Below are 16,812 nucleotides of genomic sequence, written 5' to 3' on the forward strand. Positions count from 1 at the left end.
GCGCCATCAACGCTGATGGCGTCGTCGACATCCTCGATCAATTGGCTCTGACCTACGGGGCTCCGCACTACGTGCGGTTCGACAACGGCCCGGAGTTCGTCGCCCATGCGGTCAACGACTGGTGCCGGTTCAACGGCACCGGCTCACTGTTCATTGATCCCGGATCACCTTGGCAGAACGCCTGGATCGAGTCATTCAATGGCCGCCTGCGAGATGAGCTGCTCAACTCCTGGCGCTTCGACTCGCTGTTGGAAGCCCGGGTGATCATCGAGGATTGGAGGATCGACTACAACGCCAACAGACCGCATTCGGCCCACCACGGACTCAGCCCTGCCGAGTTCGCCTTACAGTGGACCTCGACCCACCAACCCCAAGCCGCATAGCGACTGGACCACCAAACGGGTCCCCCTCACGGCGTTATGAACCTCACCACCGACGAATCGATTGCCCGCGGCGGTCAGATCCTCGCGGCGAACATCGAGAACCAGATCGCCGCCGGCACCGTGGACGCCGCGAACCCGCTGGTAGTTTTCGGCTACTCGCAAGGCGCCAACGTTGAGACAACCGCCATGCAGCAGATTCACGCGGCCGGCGTTCCTTCCGAGGCGGTCCACTTCGTCATGGTGGGAAATCCCGCGAACCCCGACGGCGGCTTCCTGTCGCGCTTCGCCGTTGATATCGACGGCGCCATGCCCACCTATCCCGCGCTGGGGATCACGTTCAGCGGCGCCACGCCGACGGATTTGTATCCGACCGACATCTACACCTATGAATACGACGGCTTCGCCGACTTTCCGCGCTACCCCATCAACTTGCTCGCCGACCTCAACGCCATCTTGGGTATGGCGTTCAACCACGGCGGTTACCTCAGCCCCGCTGCTGTGGATTCCGCGTTCCTGCTCGGCACCGACGGCCTCACCAGCTACTACATGATTCCGTCTGAGACGCTGCCGCTGCTGGCCCCGCTGCAGTTCATCCCGTTCATCGGGAAGCCGCTGTACAGCCTGTTGGAACCAGCCACCGCGGTGCTGGTCAACCTCGGATACGGCTGCATCGACAACTCCTGGTGTGAGGTCCCACTTCCGGATGGAGAACCCGCCACATTCGCCTCCTATGGCCCGTTCCCGTCACTTGATGTCGACGAGGTACTCAACGCGCTTTGGAACGGTCTGCAGCTGGGCGTCAGCAACGCCATCGCCGACTTGCAGGATCCCAGCTACGGGCCTTCGATCATGGACGTTCCGGTGCTGCGTCCGATGCTCGAGTCGGCGTATAACGTGGTCGGGGCCGATCCCTCCGGCGATCCCGGCGCGATCGGCGATCTCACCGGAGACCAACTGTGGCTTGGCATCGTCAGTCAGCTCGGAGCCGACGGACAAGCCTTCGAACTGCTCCAGGGTGCATTTCCCGGCATGATCCCCGACCCGCCCACCTCGTTGACGGGCATTGTCAACGACATCGCCGTCAACATCGGGAATGACTTCGCGACGCTGATCCCCATCGCCAACACCGTGGCATCCCTGTTCACGACAATCCCCAGTCTTACAATAAGTTTCATCGCGCAAGAAGCGCAGAGCGGCAACCTACTCGAAGGACTCGGGAACGCATTCTCCGCACTCGTGGGACTTGCACCGATAGCCCTCGGAGTCGGTACGGTCGTACCGGTCATTGAGGCATTGGCGATCAACGCGCTCAACTTTGTGGAGTTGTTCGACCCGAACGCGCTGCAAGATTTGGCAGCCCTACTGGTCGACGTCCCCTGACTACCCGGGCCGCCGCCGTACTGAACCGGTTGGCTAGCCGGAGTGTGCGCCCGGCGCCCGCACCACCAGCGGTACGCCGGGGAAGTACGCGGCCATCTCGGTACGCGCACGGCGCAGCGCGGCGGTGCCGTAGCCCTTCTTGCGATGTTCGGGTTGGATCCAGATCCGCACGTTCACCTCGCCGCGGTTGAGGTCGCCGAAGACCATGCCGACCTTCTGCGCACCGTCGATGGCGACGAACAACGCGGCATCCTCGTCATCCACCCGGGACAGCGCGGAGCGGATCTCGTCGTCGAGCCCGCCGGCCGGAGCGCCGGACCCGTCGCCGCTGGCGCCGACGTCGGTGGTCCGCAGCTCGAAAATGTCACGATCCGGTTCGCCGGCGAACGGGCGGAGCAGCAGTGTCTCCCCGGAGCTGGCCGGGCGGTCGCCGAGGGTGAAGGTCAGCTCGTTGTTGAGATCGTCGAGTTCGGCGGCGATCCGGCTCCGGGAGTCCTTGGTCAGCTGATCCAACGACATCCCGATCACCGCTTCGCAGCCTGCCGGTGAGGTGCCGAGCAGGTTCGCGATCGCCTGCACCGCAGACGCGCGGTCGTCCGAGTCGACGATCACGTCGAGCACCTCATGGCGCCGTTCCATGGCTTTGAGCAGGGCATCGGTGATCTCTCGGCGGGAGACGGCACGATCGACAGCGGTCATGGTGTCAGCCTAGACCGAAGCCGGGGCCGCCGCATGAGCCCGGCGATGCTATTCGGGCAGCCGCAGCTCGGGTTTCTCAACCTCTTCGATGTTGACGTCTTTGAAGGTGACCACGCGTACCTGCTTGACGAACCGCGCCGGCCGGTACATGTCCCACACCCAGGCGTCGGCCAGTCGCAGCTCGAAATACACCTCGCCGTCGGCGTTGCGCGGCACCATCTCGACGCTGTTGGCCAGGTAGAACCGCCGCTCGGTCTCCACGACGTAACTGAACTGGCCCACGATGTCCTTGTATTCGCGGTACAGCGAGAGTTCCATCTCGGTTTCGTACTTCTCGAGATCTTCCGCACTCATCGGGCACTCATCTGCTCAGTCGTCCTTCTGCTCGGTCCGTCCCCATTGTCCCTGTCGCGGGGGCTAGCGCCGCCACGTTGCGCACGTTGATGAACGAGTAGCGATGCTGGCCACAGGGCCCCAGGGCCGCCAGTGCCGCAGTGTGCGCAGCGGTGGAGTACCCCTTGTGGTCGGCGAAGCCGTAGCCGGGATCGTCCAGTGTCGCCATGTAGCGGTCGCGGCTGACCTTGGCCAGCACGCTCGCCGCGGCGATGCAGGCGGCCGCGCCGTCACCGCCGATCACCGGCAGCGACGGCATCGGCAATCCCGGCACCCGGAACCCGTCGGAGAGCACGTAACCGGGCCGCAGGGCCAGCCCGGCCACCGCGCGCCGCATGCCCTCGATATTGGCCACGTGCACACCGCGCGCGTCCACGTCGGCCGGCGGGATGAACACCACGTGGTAGGCCAGTGCATGCCGGCGGATCAGCGGGAACAACTGCTCGCGGGCGTTGGCGGTGAGCCTCTTGGAATCGTCGAGCGCCGCCAGCGCGGCGGGTCTGCCCGGCCCGAGCACACAGGCGGCCACCACCAGTGGTCCGGCACAGGCACCGCGGCCCACTTCGTCGACGCCGGCCACCGGCCCCAGCCCACTGCGGTACAGCGCCGACTCCAGGGTCCGCAATCCCGGTGAGCGGCGGATCACTGTGCGCGGCGGCCAGGCCGGGGCCATCGCTACGGGCCCTGCTGCGGGTTGATCGCTTTCACCGGCCCCCACCGCGACGGCGGCCAGGCGATGAACCGGGTCTTGCCGATCACGTTGCTCACCGGCACGGTGCCCGCGTCGAGGTCCTCGCCGGTGCACAGAACCCGGTGCCGCAGATCGGGCTGGACCGCCACGGTGTCGCAGTGCGACCGCGAGTCCGACGAGTGGGTGCGGTTGTCGCCCATCACCCACAGTCGGCCGTCCGGCACGGTCACCGGACCGAACTCATTGCCCAGGCAGGGGTAGACCATCGGGTCGACCATGAGGGTGGCCGGATTCAGGTAGGGCTCGTCGAGCGCCTTGCCGTCGACGGTCAGGCCGGTGTCGTTGCGGCACTGCACCGTCTGACCACCCACCGCAATGACCCGCTTGACCAGATCGTTCTCGTCCGGCGGGACGAATCCGATGAACGACAGCGCGTTCTGCACCCAGCGGATCGCGGTGTTGTCCGACCGGATCGACTTGTATCCCACATTCCACGACGGCGGCCCCTTGAAGACGACGACGTCGCCCGGGCGCGGGGCGCTGAACCGGTAGGTGACCTTGTCGACCATGATCCGATCGCCGACGCAGCCGTGGCAGCCGTGCAGCGTCGGCTCCATCGACTCCGACGGGATGAGGTAGGGACGCGCCACGAACGTCAACACGAGGTAGTACAACACCAGCGCGGTCGCCACCAGGACGACCGATTCGCGCAGCGTGGTGCGCTTGCGATCGTCGGGTGCCGCTGCCTCTGCCGCGTCGGCCTCGACGTGGTCGGCCTCGGGCTGGTCGGCCTCGGGAGTGTTCTCGGGTGACGAGCCCGCGGTTTCGGTCACGAGATCAGGGTAGTGACCGTGTCAGCAGTGCCGGAGACCGACCGCAGGCGGTAGCCCGACCGCAGGCACCGGCACGGACGCGCGAGTCAGCGCTTCTCCTTGATCTTGGCCTTCTTGCCGCGCAGTTCACGCAGGTAGTACAGCTTGGCGCGCCGGACGTCACCGCGGACCACGACGTCGATGTGGTCGACGTTGGGCGAGTGCACCGGGAAGGTGCGCTCGACGCCGACGCCGTAGCTCTCCTTGCGGACGGTGAACGTCTCGCGGACGCCGCCACCCTGCCGCCGCAGCACCACGCCCTTGAACACCTGGATGCGCTCCTTGGTGCCCTCGATCACCTTCACGTGCACGTTGACCGTGTCGCCGGGGCCGAAGGCCGGGATGTCGTCGCGCAGCGACGCCTTGTCGACGATGTCCAGCGTGTTCATTGCGGAAACACTTCCTCGCGGGTCGCGGCTGCCGACCGGTCTGCGCGCACAGTGCGCGTGCAGACGGTAACCGAGCCGATGGGTTCGGGCCTGTTGTCGCATCGTGGGTGACCGGGACGCCGGGGCCCACTGCAGAATCAACTGCCGGGCGACAACTGCTCAATTGTGCCAGACGCGGCGCAACCAGCGAAATCGCGCAAATCGCCGCTGGTAGTTACCGCGGGGGCCACCGGACGCGTGATAAGTCTGGTGAGAGGTGGACTGCACGATCTCGTTGCGCACGCGGTAATCTATCCGGCGGGCCGATGGCAGCAGTGTGGCGAGCCCGTAGATGTCGATTACCCGACTCATGCCTGTTGAGGAGGCCTACCCGCCGTGCGGCCATCGATGCTCCTGCTGACTGTCGTCATGGTGATCTCGACGGTGGTATTCGGCTGCGACGAGAAGGTCTACGGCGCCGCCGCGACACGTCCCCCGCAGTACCGAGCGCCTGAAGTGGCACCGGTAGCCACCGCGATCGAAGCACCCCGAGCCCCCGCGATCCCGCCGGTCGCCGTGGTCGACGGGCTGGCGGCCCGCATGCAGGATGCGACGGAGGAAGCGGCCAAGGCCGGTGCCAACATCTCGGTGGCCGTGCTGGACCGGATCTCACATCAACTGGTCACCAACGGCAACACCCACTCCATCGCCACCGCGTCGGTGGCCAAGCTGTTCATCGCCGACGATCTGCTCCACGACGCCGACGGCGCGTTGTCGGCGGACGATCAGGCCGCCCTGGACGTCATGCTGCGGTCCTCCGACGACGGCGCCGCCGAGACGTTCTGGAACCGGCGCGGCGGCAACGCGATCGTCACCCGGGTGGCCGGCCGCTACGGCCTGGCCGGTACCGGACCGCCATCCAACGGCGCCTGGTGGAACACCATCAGCACCGCACCGGACCTGGCCCGCTACTATGACATGCTGCTCAACGGCTCTGGCGGCCTGCCCGCCGACCGGGCCAACATGATCATCAGCGAGCTGGCACAGTCCACCCCGACCGGCATCGACGGCTATCCGCAACGGTTCGGGATCCCCGAGGGCCTGTACAACGAACCGGTGGCGGTCAAGCAGGGCTGGATGTGCTGCATCGGCAATAACTGGATGCACCTGTCAACCGGCGTGGTCGGCGCGGACCGGCGCTACGTGGTGGTGATCGAGTCGCTGCAGCCCAGCGACGACGCCACGGCGCGGGACACCATCACCCAGGCCGTCAAGACCATCTTCCCCGGCGGCCGGATCTAGTCGAGCAGGTCGGGCCGGCGTTCCCTGGTGCGCTGCAGCGCGGCCTCATGGCGCCAGGCCTCGATGCGCGCGTGATCGCCCGAGAGCAGCACCTCGGGCACCCGCAGGCCACGCCAGTCCGGCGGCCGGGTGTAGCTGGGCCCCTCCAAGAGTCCATCGCGATCCGGCGAATGCGAATCATCGTGCTGCGAAGCAGGATTCCCCAACACGCCGGGCATCAGCCGCAGCACCGCCTCGAGCATCACCAGCACCGCCGACTCGCCGCCGGCCAGCACATAGTCGCCGATCGAGACTTCTTCGACCCGCATCCGCCGAGCGGCGTCGTCGACGACCCGCTGGTCGATGCCCTCGTAGCGCCCGCAGGCGAACACCAGATGCTGTTCCCGGCTCCACCGCTGCGCGGTGGCCTGGTCGAACAGTGTCCCGGCCGGCGTCGGTATGACGAGAACCGTTTGCTCCGAACAGATCTCGTCGAGCGCATCTCCCCAAACCGGGGCCTTCATCACCATCCCCGGCCCCCCGCCATACGGGGTGTCGTCGACCGAGCGGTGCACATCGTGGGTCCAGCGTCGCAGATCGTGAACGGCCAACTCGACCATTCCGGACTCGATCGCCTTGCCCGGCAACGATTGCCGGATCGGGTCCAGATAGGCCGGGAAGATCGTGACGACGTCGACCCTCACGACGACAGCTCCAGCAGCCCGTCGGGCGGATCGATCCACACCAGCTGCTCGGCCAGCGACACCGAGGTGACGATCGCCGAGACGAACGGCACCAACAGCTCTGCGCCGTCGGTGCGGCGGACCGCCAGCAGCTCTCCGGCCCCGGTGTGCAGCACCTCGGTCACCGTGCCGATATCCTCTCCCGCCTCAGTACGCACCCGCAGACCTTCGAGCTGATGGTCGTAGTAGGTGTCGTCCTCATCGATCGGCGGCAGATCCGCCGAGTCGATCACCAGCAGGCTGCCCCGCAGCGCGTCGGCCGCATCGCGGTCCGACACCCCGGCCAGCCGCACCAGCAGCCGCGAGCCGTGCGGGCGCACCGCGTCGACCACCACATCGCGCGGCTGCTCACCACGCTTCCTGGCGCACAGCACGGCGCCGGGAGTGAATCGCTCGTCCGGGTCGTCGGTACGGACATCGACCACGACCTCGCCGGTGATGCCGTGGGCCTTGACGACGCGGCCGACCGTCAGCTCCATGAGCCGGTCGGCTATCGGTCGGTGTCGACCACGTCCACGCGGATGCCGCGTCCACCGATACCGGCGACGAGGGTGCGCAACGCAGTGGCGGTGCGACCACCGCGACCGATCACCTTGCCCAGGTCGTCGGGGTGAACGTGAACCTCGACGGTGCGGCCGCGCCGGTTGGTCACCATGTCTACGCGAACGTCATCCGGGTTGTCGACGATGCCGCGCACCAAGTGCTCGACGGCATCAGCCACCACTGCACTCATCGTCGCGCTCAGCTCTCGGTGGCCGGCTCGGCGGCCTCAGCAGCGGCGGCCTCGGCGGTGGTGTCCTCCGCCGGGGTCTCGGCCTTGGCGTCGTCCTTGGCCTCGCCGGCGTCGTCCTTGGCCTTCTTGCCCTCTGCCGCCTTGGGAGCCTTCTTCTTCTTGGCGGTGGTCGCCTCGGTGGTCGGGCCGCCCTCGGCCTCGGCTAGCGCGGCGTTGAACAGCTCCAGCTTGGACGGCTTAGCCGGCTTGACCTTCAGCTTGCCCTCGGCGCCGGGCAGCCCCTTGAACTTCTGCCAGTCACCGGTGATCTTCAGCAGCTTGAGCACCGGCTCGGTGGGCTGAGCGCCGACCGACAGCCAGTACTGGGCACGCTCCGAGTCGATCTCGATCAGGCTCGGCTCTTCCTTGGGGTGGTAGCGGCCGATGACCTCGATGGAACGGCCGTCCCGGCGAGTCCGCGCGTCGGCGACCGAGATGCGGTACTGCGGATTGCGGATCTTGCCGAGCCGGGTGAGCTTGATCTTGACAGCCATGAGATAACTCCTTGGTAGCACGCTGCAATTCAGCGACGGGGGCGGACTTGCCCCCATCCGGTTTTGCCTCGCGTGTGCGCCGCGTGACCGCACGCCCCTCTCGGGGCACAGTCGCGCGCCGGACAGCCGCCCATTGTGCCAGAACCGGCCCGGTCAGCAGAAATCGCCTCAGGGCAGCTTCTCGAAGCACTTGGTCTCGACCCGGCGGGTCATCCGCCAACCGTCGGGGCTGCGGATGAACTCGTCGTGGTACCACAACCCCAGCAGCATGGTGGCCGGTGTTTCGCCGCCGAAGACCATCGGGTTGAAGCAGAAGGTGCGCGCGGTGGCCGTGTCACCGTCGACCCGGATCGACGGCAGCCCCAACATGTGTGCGTAGCCGGCGAAATTCGGCAACACCTCCGCCAGCCAGGCCTTCACCTGCGGGTAGTTCCCGTCGATCCCGCCCATCGCGCGGTAGTCGATGTAGGCGTCGTCGGTGAATACCGCGTCGAGGTCATCGAAGTTGCGGGTGTCGATGGCGGTGGAGTAGTCGACCAGCAGCTGCTGGATCTGCCACCGGTCCGATATTTCGGCCTGGCTCAGCATTCCTCGATTCAACACTGCTGCGATGGCGGGCGGTAAGGTAACCGGCCATGCGGAAAATTCTGGCCTGCTGGGCCATGGCCGCGACCGTGCTGGCCCTGCTCGCGACCACCGCGGCGCCCGCCTCCGCCGATGTCGCCCAGCCGCTGGGCTCCGCACCGATTCCGGCCGGCCCGGCGCCGAACTGGCTGATCGCCGACCTGGACTCCGGGGAGGTGCTCGCCGAGCAGAACGGCTACGCCGCCACCCCGCCGGCCAGCACGATCAAGGTGCTGCTCGCGCTGGTGGCCCTCGACGAGCTGAACCTCGACGACACCGTGGTCGCCACCCCGGCCGACACCGCAGTCGAGTGCAACTGCCTGGGCATCAAACCCGGGCGCAGCTACACCGCGCGTCAGCTCCTCGAAGGCCTGCTGCTGGTATCGGGCAACGACGCCGCCAACGCACTCGCGGACATGCTCGGCGGGCCGGAGGCGGCGGTGGCGAAGATGAACGCCAAGGCCGCCGCGGTCGGAGCCGCCGCCACCCACGCCACCACGCCGTCCGGGCTGGACGGCCCCGGCGGTTCCGGCGCGACCACTCCGCACGACCTGGCGGTCATCTTCCGGGCGGCGATGGCCAACCCGGTGTTCGCCGAGATCACCGCGCAGCACGCGGCGATGTTCCCCACCGAGTCCGGCGAGCGCCCGATCGTCAACATGAACGAATTGCTGACCCGCTATCCCGGGGCGTTCGGAGGCAAGACCGGATTCACCGACGCCGCCCGCAAGACCTACGTCGGCGCGGCCGCCCGCGACGGCCGACGGCTGGTGGTGGCGATGATGTACGGGCTGATCCGCGAAGGCGGCCCGACCTACTGGGATCAAGCCGGCGCGCTGCTGGATTGGGGCTTCGCGCAGGGCCCGATGTCGGGCGTCGGCAGCTTGTAGGCCGCTAATACACCCGGCCGCCGAGCATCACCAAGTCCGGGCTGCCCAGCACCTCCGGACCGGTGCGCGGGTCCCGGGCGAAGCACAGCAGGTCGGCCGGGGCGCCATGCTCCAGTAGCGGCGCACCCAGCCAGCGCCGGGCGTCCCAGCACGCCGACCCCAGCGCCTCGGTGGGGCTCAACCCGATCCCGGTCAGGGCGTTCACCTCGTCGCTGATGCGGCCGTGGGCGATCATGCCGCCCGCATCGCTGCCGGCGTAAATCGGGATTCCGGCTTCCCGGGCGGCGCTGAGCCGCTTACGGGAGGAGGCGTGCAGCGCGCGCATGTGCGCCGCGTAGGTCGGGTACTTGGCCGCTGAATCGGCGATGCCGGGGAAATTGTCGATGTTGATCAGGGTCGGCACCAGGGCGGTGCCGTGGGCCAGCATCAACCTGATGATGTCGTCGGTGATGCCGGTGCCGTGCTCGATGCAGTCGATGCCGGCGTTGATCAGGCCGGGCAGCGCGTCCTCACCGAACACGTGGGCGGTGACCCGGGCGCCGTGGGTGTGCGCGGCCGCGATCGCCTCGGCGAGCACGTCGTCGGACCACAGCGGCGCCAGATCCCCCACCGACCGGTCGATCCAGTCCCCGATCAGTTTCACCCAGCCATCGCCGGCGCGGGCCTGCTCGGCCACCGCCTCGGGCAGCCCGGCCTCATCGTCCACATCGATTGCCAGGCCAGGGATGTAGCGCTTGGATTTCGCCAGGTGCCGCCCGGCACGGATGATGCGCGGCAGGTCGTCGCGGTCGTCGAGGCTACGGGTGTCGATCGGAACCCCGGGATCACGCAGCAGCAGCACCCCGGCGCGGCGTTCGGTCTCGGCGTAGCCGACCGCCTCGACGATTCCGACCGGTCCGCTCGTCCCGATCCCCAGGTGGCAGTGCGCGTCGACCAGGCCGGGGATGATCCAACCGTCGGAGAACACGGTTTCGGCGCCGTCGACCGGCTCGAGGCTGACGCGGCCATCGACGATCCAGTACTCGACCGGTTGTTCATCGGGCAGCCCGCGGCCGCGAACGTGGTGGACCAATTACTTCTGCCCCGGGAAGTTGAGCTTGGAAAGGTCGAAATCGGCCAGTCCGGGCGGCAACTCGTTGAGCCCCTCGGGCAGTTGCGACAGGTCGGGGAACCCGGCCGGCATGCCACCGGGCCCGCCGGGACCGAAAAGACCCGGCGCCTTCGGTGGGGTCGGGCCCCGCCTCTTGCCCTTCTTGCCGGCTTTGTTCTTGCCGCCCTTCGCTTTACGGGTGGCGCTCTTGCGCCCCAGCCCGGGCAGGCCCATGCCGCCCATCATCGATGACATCATCTTGCGGGCCTCGAAGAACCGGTCGACGAGCTGGTTGACCTCCGAGACGCTCACGCCGGAGCCGTTGGCGATGCGCAGTCGCCGGGAGGCGTTGATGATCTTCGGGTCGGCGCGCTCGGCGGGGGTCATGCCGCGGATGATCGCCTGCAGCCGGTCCAGTTGGCTGTCGTCGACGGCGGCCAGCGCGTCCTTCATCTGGCCCGCGCCCGGCAGCATGCCCAGCAGGTTGCCGATCGGGCCCATCTTGCGGATCGCCAGCATCTGCTCGAGGAAGTCCTCCAAGGTGAGCTCGCCGGTCCCGATCTTGGCGGCGGCCTCCTCGGCCTTCTGGGCGTCGAAGACCTGCTCGGCCTGCTCGATCAGGCTCAGCACGTCACCCATGCCCAGAATGCGGCTGGCCATCCGGTCAGGGTGGAAGACGTCGAAGTCCTCCAGCTTCTCGCCGGTGGAGGCGAACAGGATCGGGACGCCGGTGACTTCCCGCACCGACAGCGCCGCTCCCCCGCGGGCGTCGCCGTCGAGCTTGGTCAGCACGACACCGGTGAAACCCACACCTTCACGGAAGGCATCCGCGGTGGTCACCGCGTCCTGGCCGATCATCGCGTCCAGCACGAACAGCACCTCGTCGGGCTGCACGGCGGCACGGATGGCAGCGGCCTGGGCCATCATCTCCTCGTCGATGCCGAGGCGGCCCGCGGTGTCGACGACGACGACGTCGAAGTGCTTGGACTGGGCTTCGGCCAGACCGGCGGCGGCGACGGCGACCGGGTCCCCCGGCCCGGCGTCCGCGTCACCGACGGCCGAGGTCCCCGGATGCGGCGCGAACACGGCGACCCCGGCGCGTTCGCCGACTACCTGCAGCTGGTTGACCGCCCCCGGACGCTGCAGATCGCAGGCCACCAGCAGCGGGGTGTGGCCCTGGCCCCGCAACCAGGTCGCCAGCTTGCCGGCCAGGGTGGTCTTACCCGCACCCTGCAGACCGGCCAGCATGATGACCGTCGGCGGGGTCTTGGCGAAGGTGAGCGTGCGGGTCTGCCCGCCGAGGATGCCGATGAGCTCCTCGTTGACGATCTTGACGACCTGCTGGGCCGGGTTGAGGGCACCGGAGACCTCCGCGCCCTTGGCCCGGTCCTTGATCCGGCCGATGAACTCCCGCACCACCGGCAGCGATACGTCGGCTTCCAGCAGTGCCAGCCGGATCTCCCGGGCGGTGGCGTCGATGTCGGCGTCGGTGAGACGACCCTTGCTGCGCAGCCCCTGAAGAGCACCGGTCAACCGGTCGGACAGTGATTCGAACACGCAGCCAGCCTAGCTGGCCGGGCTTGAGTCCTTCTGTCACTCCTGCTGCAGGTGGCGCAGGGCCAGGCGCGCCGCGTTGGCGCCGCACATGCCGTGCGCGCCTGGCCCCGGTGGAGTCGCCGCCGAGCAGATATAGGTGCCGGGTATTCCGGTGCTGTACGGCGAGAGTGTGACGCGCGGGCCAAAGGCCAACTGGCGAACGTCTTTTGCGCCGGTCATGATGTCGCCGCCGGCGAAATTCGGGTTGTAGACCGCCATCTCGCTGGTGCTGCGCACGGCCTGACCGACGACGCGGTCACGGAAACCCGGGGCGAACCGCTCGATCTGGGCGATGATCGCCGCGGTGGCGTCCCCGCTGTAGCCGTTGGGCACGTGGGCGTAGGTCCACACCGGGTGCACATTGCCGACAGATCGTTGCGGGTCGGCCAGGTACTGCTGACCGACCAGCACGAACGGCCGCTCGGGCATGCGTCCGGCGTGGACGTCGCGTTCGGTGGCGGCCAGCTCGCGGTGCGTGCCGACCAGGTGCACGGTGCCGGCCAGCCGGGCATCGGCGTTGGTCCAGGGCACCCCGCCCTCGACGGCGAAATCGACTTTGAAGGCACCGGGACCCCGCCGGAACCGCCGGTAGGCGCGAGCCACCCGCCCTGGCAACCGATCGCCGAGGATGTGGGCCACCGCCTCGGGGGCCAGATCGAACAGCGTCACGTCGGCGGGCGGCAGTTGCGATGCCGACTCGACCGGAACCCCGGTTTCGATGATGCCGCCCAGGTCGGTCAGCGCGGCGGCCATCGCATCGGCGATCGCCTGCGATCCCCCCGCGGCCACGGCCCAGCCGTGCCGGTGGCCCGCGGTGAGGATGCCCAGCCCGATCGCCGAGGTCATCGGGTAGTGCAGCGGCCGAAACGCGTGCGCGGCAACACCGATGAACAACGCCCGCGCCTGCGGGGTACGAAACCAGCGGGCCAGCGCCGAGGCGGGCAGTGCCGTGGGGGCACCGAAGCGGGCCAGGGTCAGCGGGTGGTGCGGCAGCCGCAGCAGCGGGCCCATGATGTCCTCGTTGAGCGCATCGAACCGGGCGACCGGACCGTCGAACAGACGTCGCCAGCGGCCGCCGTCTCGGCCCAGGCTGGCCGCGGTCTGCTCGACCGAGCGGTACAGCACTCCGGCGCTGCCGTCGTCGAGAGGATGCGCGCAGTCGATCTGCGGCCAGCGCCACTCCAAGCCGTATCGGGCCGCGTCCAACCCGGACAGAAACGGGGATCCGACCGCCATCGGGTGGATCGCCGAACAATGGTCGTGCAGCAGGCCCGGCATAATCGCCTCGCCGCTGCGGGTGCCCCCGCCGATCTCGTCGGCGGCTTCCACGACGGTGACCGCTACGCCGTGCTGCGCCAGGGTGACGGCGGCGGCCAGTCCGTTGGGTCCGCCGCCCACCACTACTGCCGTGCTCACGCCGAGGCCGCCGACTTCATCACGGTGGCCAACCAGGGTGCGGACATGGTCTCCGGAGCGTACCCAGCGGCGTGCGCCGGAGAACAGGAACGACGGCCGTCGAGGACTTCCGAGGATTCCTCGGTTTAACTAGAATATTTCTCGTGACGGCGTCGGATGCGCGGGGCAAGCTGCTGGCGGCGGCGCGGCGGCGGTTCGCCGCAACCGGGACACTGGCCGCCACGCTGGAGGAAGTCCGGCGGGAGGCCGGTGTCAGCGTCGGCGCGATGTATCACCACTTCGCCGATAAGGCCGCGCTGGCGGCTGCGGTGTACGCCCAGGTGATGACGGAGTACCAGGACGGTTTCGTCACCATGCTGCGCGGGCACGCGACCGCCGAGGGCGGCATTCGCGGGGGCGTCGACCACCACCTGCGATGGGTGGCGGCGCATCGCGGCGAAGCGGCGCTGTTGTTGGGCGATCGACTCGACAGCCCGTCGCTGCGGCAGTCCAATGCGCTGTTCTTCACCGCTGTTCACGATTGGTGGCGCCCACATCAGGGCTACGGCGCACTACGGCCCATCCAGACGCCGATCACGGCCGCATTGTGGTTCGGGCCGGCCCAGGAGTTCAGCCGTTACTGGCTCGCCGGCGGAGCCGCGAAGATGCCGCGCGGTGCCATCAAAACCTTCGCCGATGCGGCGTGGGCAGCGTTACGCGCCAAGGGCACTGAGTGTGAGGAGGAAGGATGACCGAATCGCTGTACCAACGTTTGGTCGCTGAAGGAGATGATCCGGAGGCGCCCGAGCGGGTCCGCGTCGAACACCGCGGCGACCGGGCGGTGGTGACGCTGCACGAGCCCGACCGGCTCAACGTGCTGTCCGCGCCGCTGGTGCGACAGTTGCGGCGCGCGCTGACCACACTCGACGACGACCCGCAGGTACGCGCCGTGGTGGTGACAGGCGCGGATCCCGGCTTCAGCGCCGGGGGCGACCTGAAGATGATGTCCGCCATCACCGAACGGCGAGCTGATCCGGCCCCGGAGGGAGTCGCCGACGTATGGCGCTGGATTCGCCGTGAATTCGGTGGTGTCGCCCGGCTCATCGCCACCTCGGACACGATCTTCATCGCCGCGCTCAATGGCGCCGCCGCGGGTGTCGGCCTGGCGTGGGCGCTGACCTGCGATCTGGCCATCGCCGGCGACCGGGCGGTGATCGTGCCCGCGTTCGGTCGGCTCGGGTTGCTGCCGGAGGTGGGGACCAGTTGGGCGCTGACCCGCCGGCTCGGCTACCAGGGCGCGTTGGCCTACTACCTGCGTGGCGAGCCCATTGACGCTCACACTGCGCAACGGCTGGGTTTGGTGCACGAGGTCGTCGCTCACGATCAGTTGCTGACCGCGGCCGACGACTGGTGCTCACGGGTGGCGGCAATGCCCGCCCACGCCACAGCGATGGCCAAACCGCTGCTGCGCGCGGCGGCCGATGCCAGCTGGCACGAGGCGATGGCGCTCGAGGAGTTCGCCGAACCGGTCTGTTTCAGCACCGCCGCGTTCGCCGACAACGTGCGCACCATGTTGGCCGGGCACCGAGACCCGCCGCGGCGACCCGACTAGTTCAGCGTGCCGGGCGCGCCGCCCGCGCCGCCGGCGCCACCGGTCCCGCCGTCGTTGGGCTCACCGGGGAGGCCCGGGGCGCCGGGCGCACCGCCGGTGGAGCCGCCGCTGCCGCCGTCACCACCGTCACCGCCGGTGCCGACCGAACCGTTTCCGCCGGCCCCGCCGGCACCGCCTCGCCCACCGGAGCTGTCCACCTGGTCGGCCGCTGCCCCGCCGCTTCCACCGTTTCCGCCGTCGGCGCCGAACCGCCCGCTGCCGCCGGCCCCGCCGACTCCGCCGGCACCACCGTTCCCACCAGTCGAGCCGATGCCGCCGGCCCCGCCCGAGCCACCGTTGCCGCCGAGGCCCCCGGTGCCCATCGGATTGTTCAGACCGGCACCGCCCGCGCCGCCTGCGCCACCGTCGCCGTCATCCCCGGACTGACCGGCCACGCCGATCCAGGCGTTGCTGGCGCCCGCCCGCCCGGCCTGCCCGCCGTCACCGCCGTCGCCGCCGTGGCCGCCGTTGGGCTGGGACGCGGTCCCGGTGGCACCTGCCGCACCGGTGCCGCCCGAACCGCCGGCACCGCCGTCGCCGCTATTGCCCAGGAACCACCCGGCGCTCCCACCGACTCCGCCGTTACCGCCGTTGCCGCCGTTCAACGCCGTTATCACGGTGTTGTTGACCCCGGCCCAACCGGACCCACCGACGCCACCGGCCCCGCCGAAGCCCCAGGCGGCCAGCGCGTCACCGCCCTCGCCGCCGTTGCCACCGTCGTGCGTCACCAACCCGTTGCCGTCGAAGGTGTCGTAGAAGCCGGTGCCGCCCCGGCCGCCGACACCGCCGTCGCCGAGCCACCAGCCACCAGAGCCACCTTGACCACCGTCGCCGGCCTCGATGACAGTGCCGTTGGCGCCGAGGAAGGCGGCCGCACCCTGACCGCCCGCGCCGCCGTTACCGAACATTCCGGCGTCGCCACCCACACCGCCCATACCGTCGTTGATCCCGGCCACCCCCGCCACACCGGTGCCGCCGTCACCGAACAGGAATCCGCCGTCGCCGAGGTCGCCCAGCCCGAGCCAGCCGAACAGCGAGGTGTTGATGCCGGTGAACCCATCTATGCCGTCACCGATCAGGTTCCGGCCGAACATCAGGACCCACGGGGTGTTGATCAGATCGATCGTGAGTTGGTTGCCCGCGTCGTGCATCCAGACCTGAATCGCACTGTGCAGCGGCAAATAGAAGCTCTCGTGGTAGAGCTCGGTCCAGTCACCCGGCGAGAACATGTCGAAGTCGGCCGGCCCGATGTCGATCGGATCGGCGCTGGCCATGCCGACGTCGACCGGATCGAACACCGACGGATCGAACCAGCTACCGGGGTCCAGGAAGTCGAAATCCGCCTGCGCCGAGGGCGCGGTCGCCACCGGTGTCAGCGCAAGGGCCAGGGCCGCTGCGGCGCCACCCACCGTCCGACACAACCGTCCGGTTGCGGTGACCCCACGCTTGCCGATTCCGCGGCCATGACGACGGTTCATTTTCCGAAGACC

General features: G+C 68.8%; 20 protein-coding genes. 6 read left to right on the forward strand and 14 right to left on the reverse strand.

Features of this window, described 5'->3' with window-relative positions:
- Nucleotides 1–383 (forward strand): integrase core domain-containing protein (locus BST10_RS19440; RefSeq protein WP_133054451.1); only part of this gene is annotated, 383 nt, incomplete at its 5' end.
- A 3-nt stretch (nt 384–386) separates the two neighbouring features.
- Nucleotides 387–1,763, forward strand: coding sequence for a PE-PPE domain-containing protein (locus BST10_RS19445; RefSeq protein ID WP_423226889.1), 1,377 nt, complete (start codon nt 387–389; stop codon nt 1,761–1,763).
- 33 nt (nt 1,764–1,796) lie between these two features.
- On the opposite strand, the gene BST10_RS19450 is transcribed toward BST10_RS19445, so the two are convergent.
- The 5 genes from BST10_RS19450 to rplS form a co-directional block, all read right to left on the reverse strand.
- The gene (locus tag BST10_RS19450; protein ID WP_083040045.1) at nt 1,797–2,462 is read right to left on the reverse strand and encodes a GNAT family N-acetyltransferase; all 666 of its coding nucleotides are present in this window, start codon (nt 2,460–2,462) and stop codon (nt 1,797–1,799) included.
- Between the two features lie 48 nt (nt 2,463–2,510).
- On the reverse strand, nt 2,511–2,816 hold the full coding sequence (locus BST10_RS19455) for a DUF2469 domain-containing protein (RefSeq protein ID WP_012393608.1): 306 nt from the start codon (nt 2,814–2,816) through the stop codon (nt 2,511–2,513).
- A gap of 7 nt (nt 2,817–2,823) precedes the next feature.
- Nucleotides 2,824–3,528, reverse strand: coding sequence for a ribonuclease HII (locus BST10_RS19460; RefSeq protein WP_083040046.1), 705 nt, complete (start codon nt 3,526–3,528; stop codon nt 2,824–2,826).
- A gap of 2 nt (nt 3,529–3,530) precedes the next feature.
- Nucleotides 3,531–4,379 carry a signal peptidase I gene (gene lepB, locus BST10_RS19465; RefSeq protein WP_083040047.1) on the reverse strand — a complete coding sequence of 283 codons (849 nt, stop codon included), beginning with the start codon at nt 4,377–4,379 and terminating at the stop codon, nt 3,531–3,533.
- A gap of 86 nt (nt 4,380–4,465) precedes the next feature.
- Nucleotides 4,466–4,807, reverse strand: coding sequence for a 50S ribosomal protein L19 (rplS, locus tag BST10_RS19470; RefSeq protein WP_083040048.1), 342 nt, complete (start codon nt 4,805–4,807; stop codon nt 4,466–4,468).
- A gap of 387 nt (nt 4,808–5,194) precedes the next feature.
- On the opposite strand from rplS, the gene BST10_RS19480 reads away from it, so the two are divergent.
- Nucleotides 5,195–6,088: a serine hydrolase gene (locus tag BST10_RS19480; RefSeq protein ID WP_041319979.1), complete on the forward strand. Its 894-nt coding sequence runs from the start codon at nt 5,195–5,197 to the stop codon at nt 6,086–6,088.
- Here the strand turns inward: BST10_RS19480 and trmD are convergent.
- The 5 genes from trmD to BST10_RS19505 all read right to left on the reverse strand — a co-directional run bounded on the left by trmD (nt 6,085) and on the right by BST10_RS19505 (nt 8,664).
- Complete coding sequence (trmD, locus tag BST10_RS19485) at nt 6,085–6,771, reverse strand: tRNA (guanosine(37)-N1)-methyltransferase TrmD (RefSeq protein ID WP_083040050.1); 687 nt, start codon at nt 6,769–6,771, stop codon at nt 6,085–6,087. The two genes, BST10_RS19480 and trmD, sit on opposite strands and share 4 nt — an antisense overlap.
- Complete coding sequence (rimM, locus tag BST10_RS19490) at nt 6,768–7,289, reverse strand: ribosome maturation factor RimM (protein ID WP_013829558.1); 522 nt, start codon at nt 7,287–7,289, stop codon at nt 6,768–6,770. The genes trmD and rimM overlap by 4 nt, the downstream gene beginning before the upstream one ends.
- An 11-nt stretch (nt 7,290–7,300) precedes the next feature.
- A complete protein-coding gene (locus tag BST10_RS19495; RefSeq protein WP_019736217.1) occupies nt 7,301–7,543 on the reverse strand; it encodes an RNA-binding protein in 243 nt (80 codons plus the stop codon).
- An 8-nt stretch (nt 7,544–7,551) separates the two neighbouring features.
- Nucleotides 7,552–8,076, reverse strand: a complete 525-nt coding sequence (gene rpsP, locus BST10_RS19500; RefSeq protein WP_083040051.1) for a 30S ribosomal protein S16 — start codon at nt 8,074–8,076, stop codon at nt 7,552–7,554.
- 168 nt (nt 8,077–8,244) lie between these two features.
- Nucleotides 8,245–8,664 carry a nuclear transport factor 2 family protein gene (locus BST10_RS19505; RefSeq protein WP_013829561.1) on the reverse strand — a complete coding sequence of 140 codons (420 nt, stop codon included), beginning with the start codon at nt 8,662–8,664 and terminating at the stop codon, nt 8,245–8,247.
- Between the two features lie 47 nt (nt 8,665–8,711).
- On the opposite strand from BST10_RS19505, the gene BST10_RS19510 reads away from it, so the two are divergent.
- On the forward strand, nt 8,712–9,590 hold the full coding sequence (locus BST10_RS19510) for a D-alanyl-D-alanine carboxypeptidase family protein (protein ID WP_013829562.1): 879 nt from the start codon (nt 8,712–8,714) through the stop codon (nt 9,588–9,590).
- Between the two features lie 4 nt (nt 9,591–9,594).
- Here BST10_RS19510 and BST10_RS19515 read toward each other — a convergent pair whose 3' ends face one another.
- From BST10_RS19515 to BST10_RS19525, 3 genes are read right to left on the reverse strand one after another with little or no spacing between them, the layout of a single operon-like run.
- Nucleotides 9,595–10,662, reverse strand: a complete 1,068-nt coding sequence (locus BST10_RS19515; RefSeq protein ID WP_083040053.1) for an amidohydrolase family protein — start codon at nt 10,660–10,662, stop codon at nt 9,595–9,597.
- The gene (gene ffh, locus BST10_RS19520) at nt 10,663–12,237 is read right to left on the reverse strand and encodes a signal recognition particle protein (protein ID WP_083040054.1); all 1,575 of its coding nucleotides are present in this window, start codon (nt 12,235–12,237) and stop codon (nt 10,663–10,665) included.
- Between the two features lie 36 nt (nt 12,238–12,273).
- Nucleotides 12,274–13,692 carry a phytoene desaturase family protein gene (locus BST10_RS19525; protein ID WP_083040058.1) on the reverse strand — a complete coding sequence of 473 codons (1,419 nt, stop codon included), beginning with the start codon at nt 13,690–13,692 and terminating at the stop codon, nt 12,274–12,276.
- A 143-nt stretch (nt 13,693–13,835) separates the two neighbouring features.
- On the opposite strand from BST10_RS19525, the gene BST10_RS19530 reads away from it, so the two are divergent.
- A complete protein-coding gene (locus BST10_RS19530; protein ID WP_083040059.1) occupies nt 13,836–14,423 on the forward strand; it encodes a TetR/AcrR family transcriptional regulator in 588 nt (195 codons plus the stop codon).
- Entirely contained in the window at nt 14,420–15,283 is an 864-nt protein-coding gene (locus tag BST10_RS19535) for an enoyl-CoA hydratase/isomerase family protein (protein ID WP_083040060.1), read from the forward strand. The genes BST10_RS19530 and BST10_RS19535 overlap by 4 nt, the downstream gene beginning before the upstream one ends.
- Here the strand turns inward: BST10_RS19535 and BST10_RS24230 are convergent.
- Entirely contained in the window at nt 15,280–16,800 is a 1,521-nt protein-coding gene (locus tag BST10_RS24230) for a hypothetical protein (protein ID WP_163762352.1), read from the reverse strand. The genes BST10_RS19535 and BST10_RS24230 overlap by 4 nt on opposite strands.
- Between the last annotated feature and the right edge of the window lie 12 nt (nt 16,801–16,812).

Source organism: Mycolicibacter algericus DSM 45454 (assembly GCF_002086455.1).
GTDB lineage: Bacteria > Actinomycetota > Actinomycetes > Mycobacteriales > Mycobacteriaceae > Mycobacterium > Mycobacterium algericum.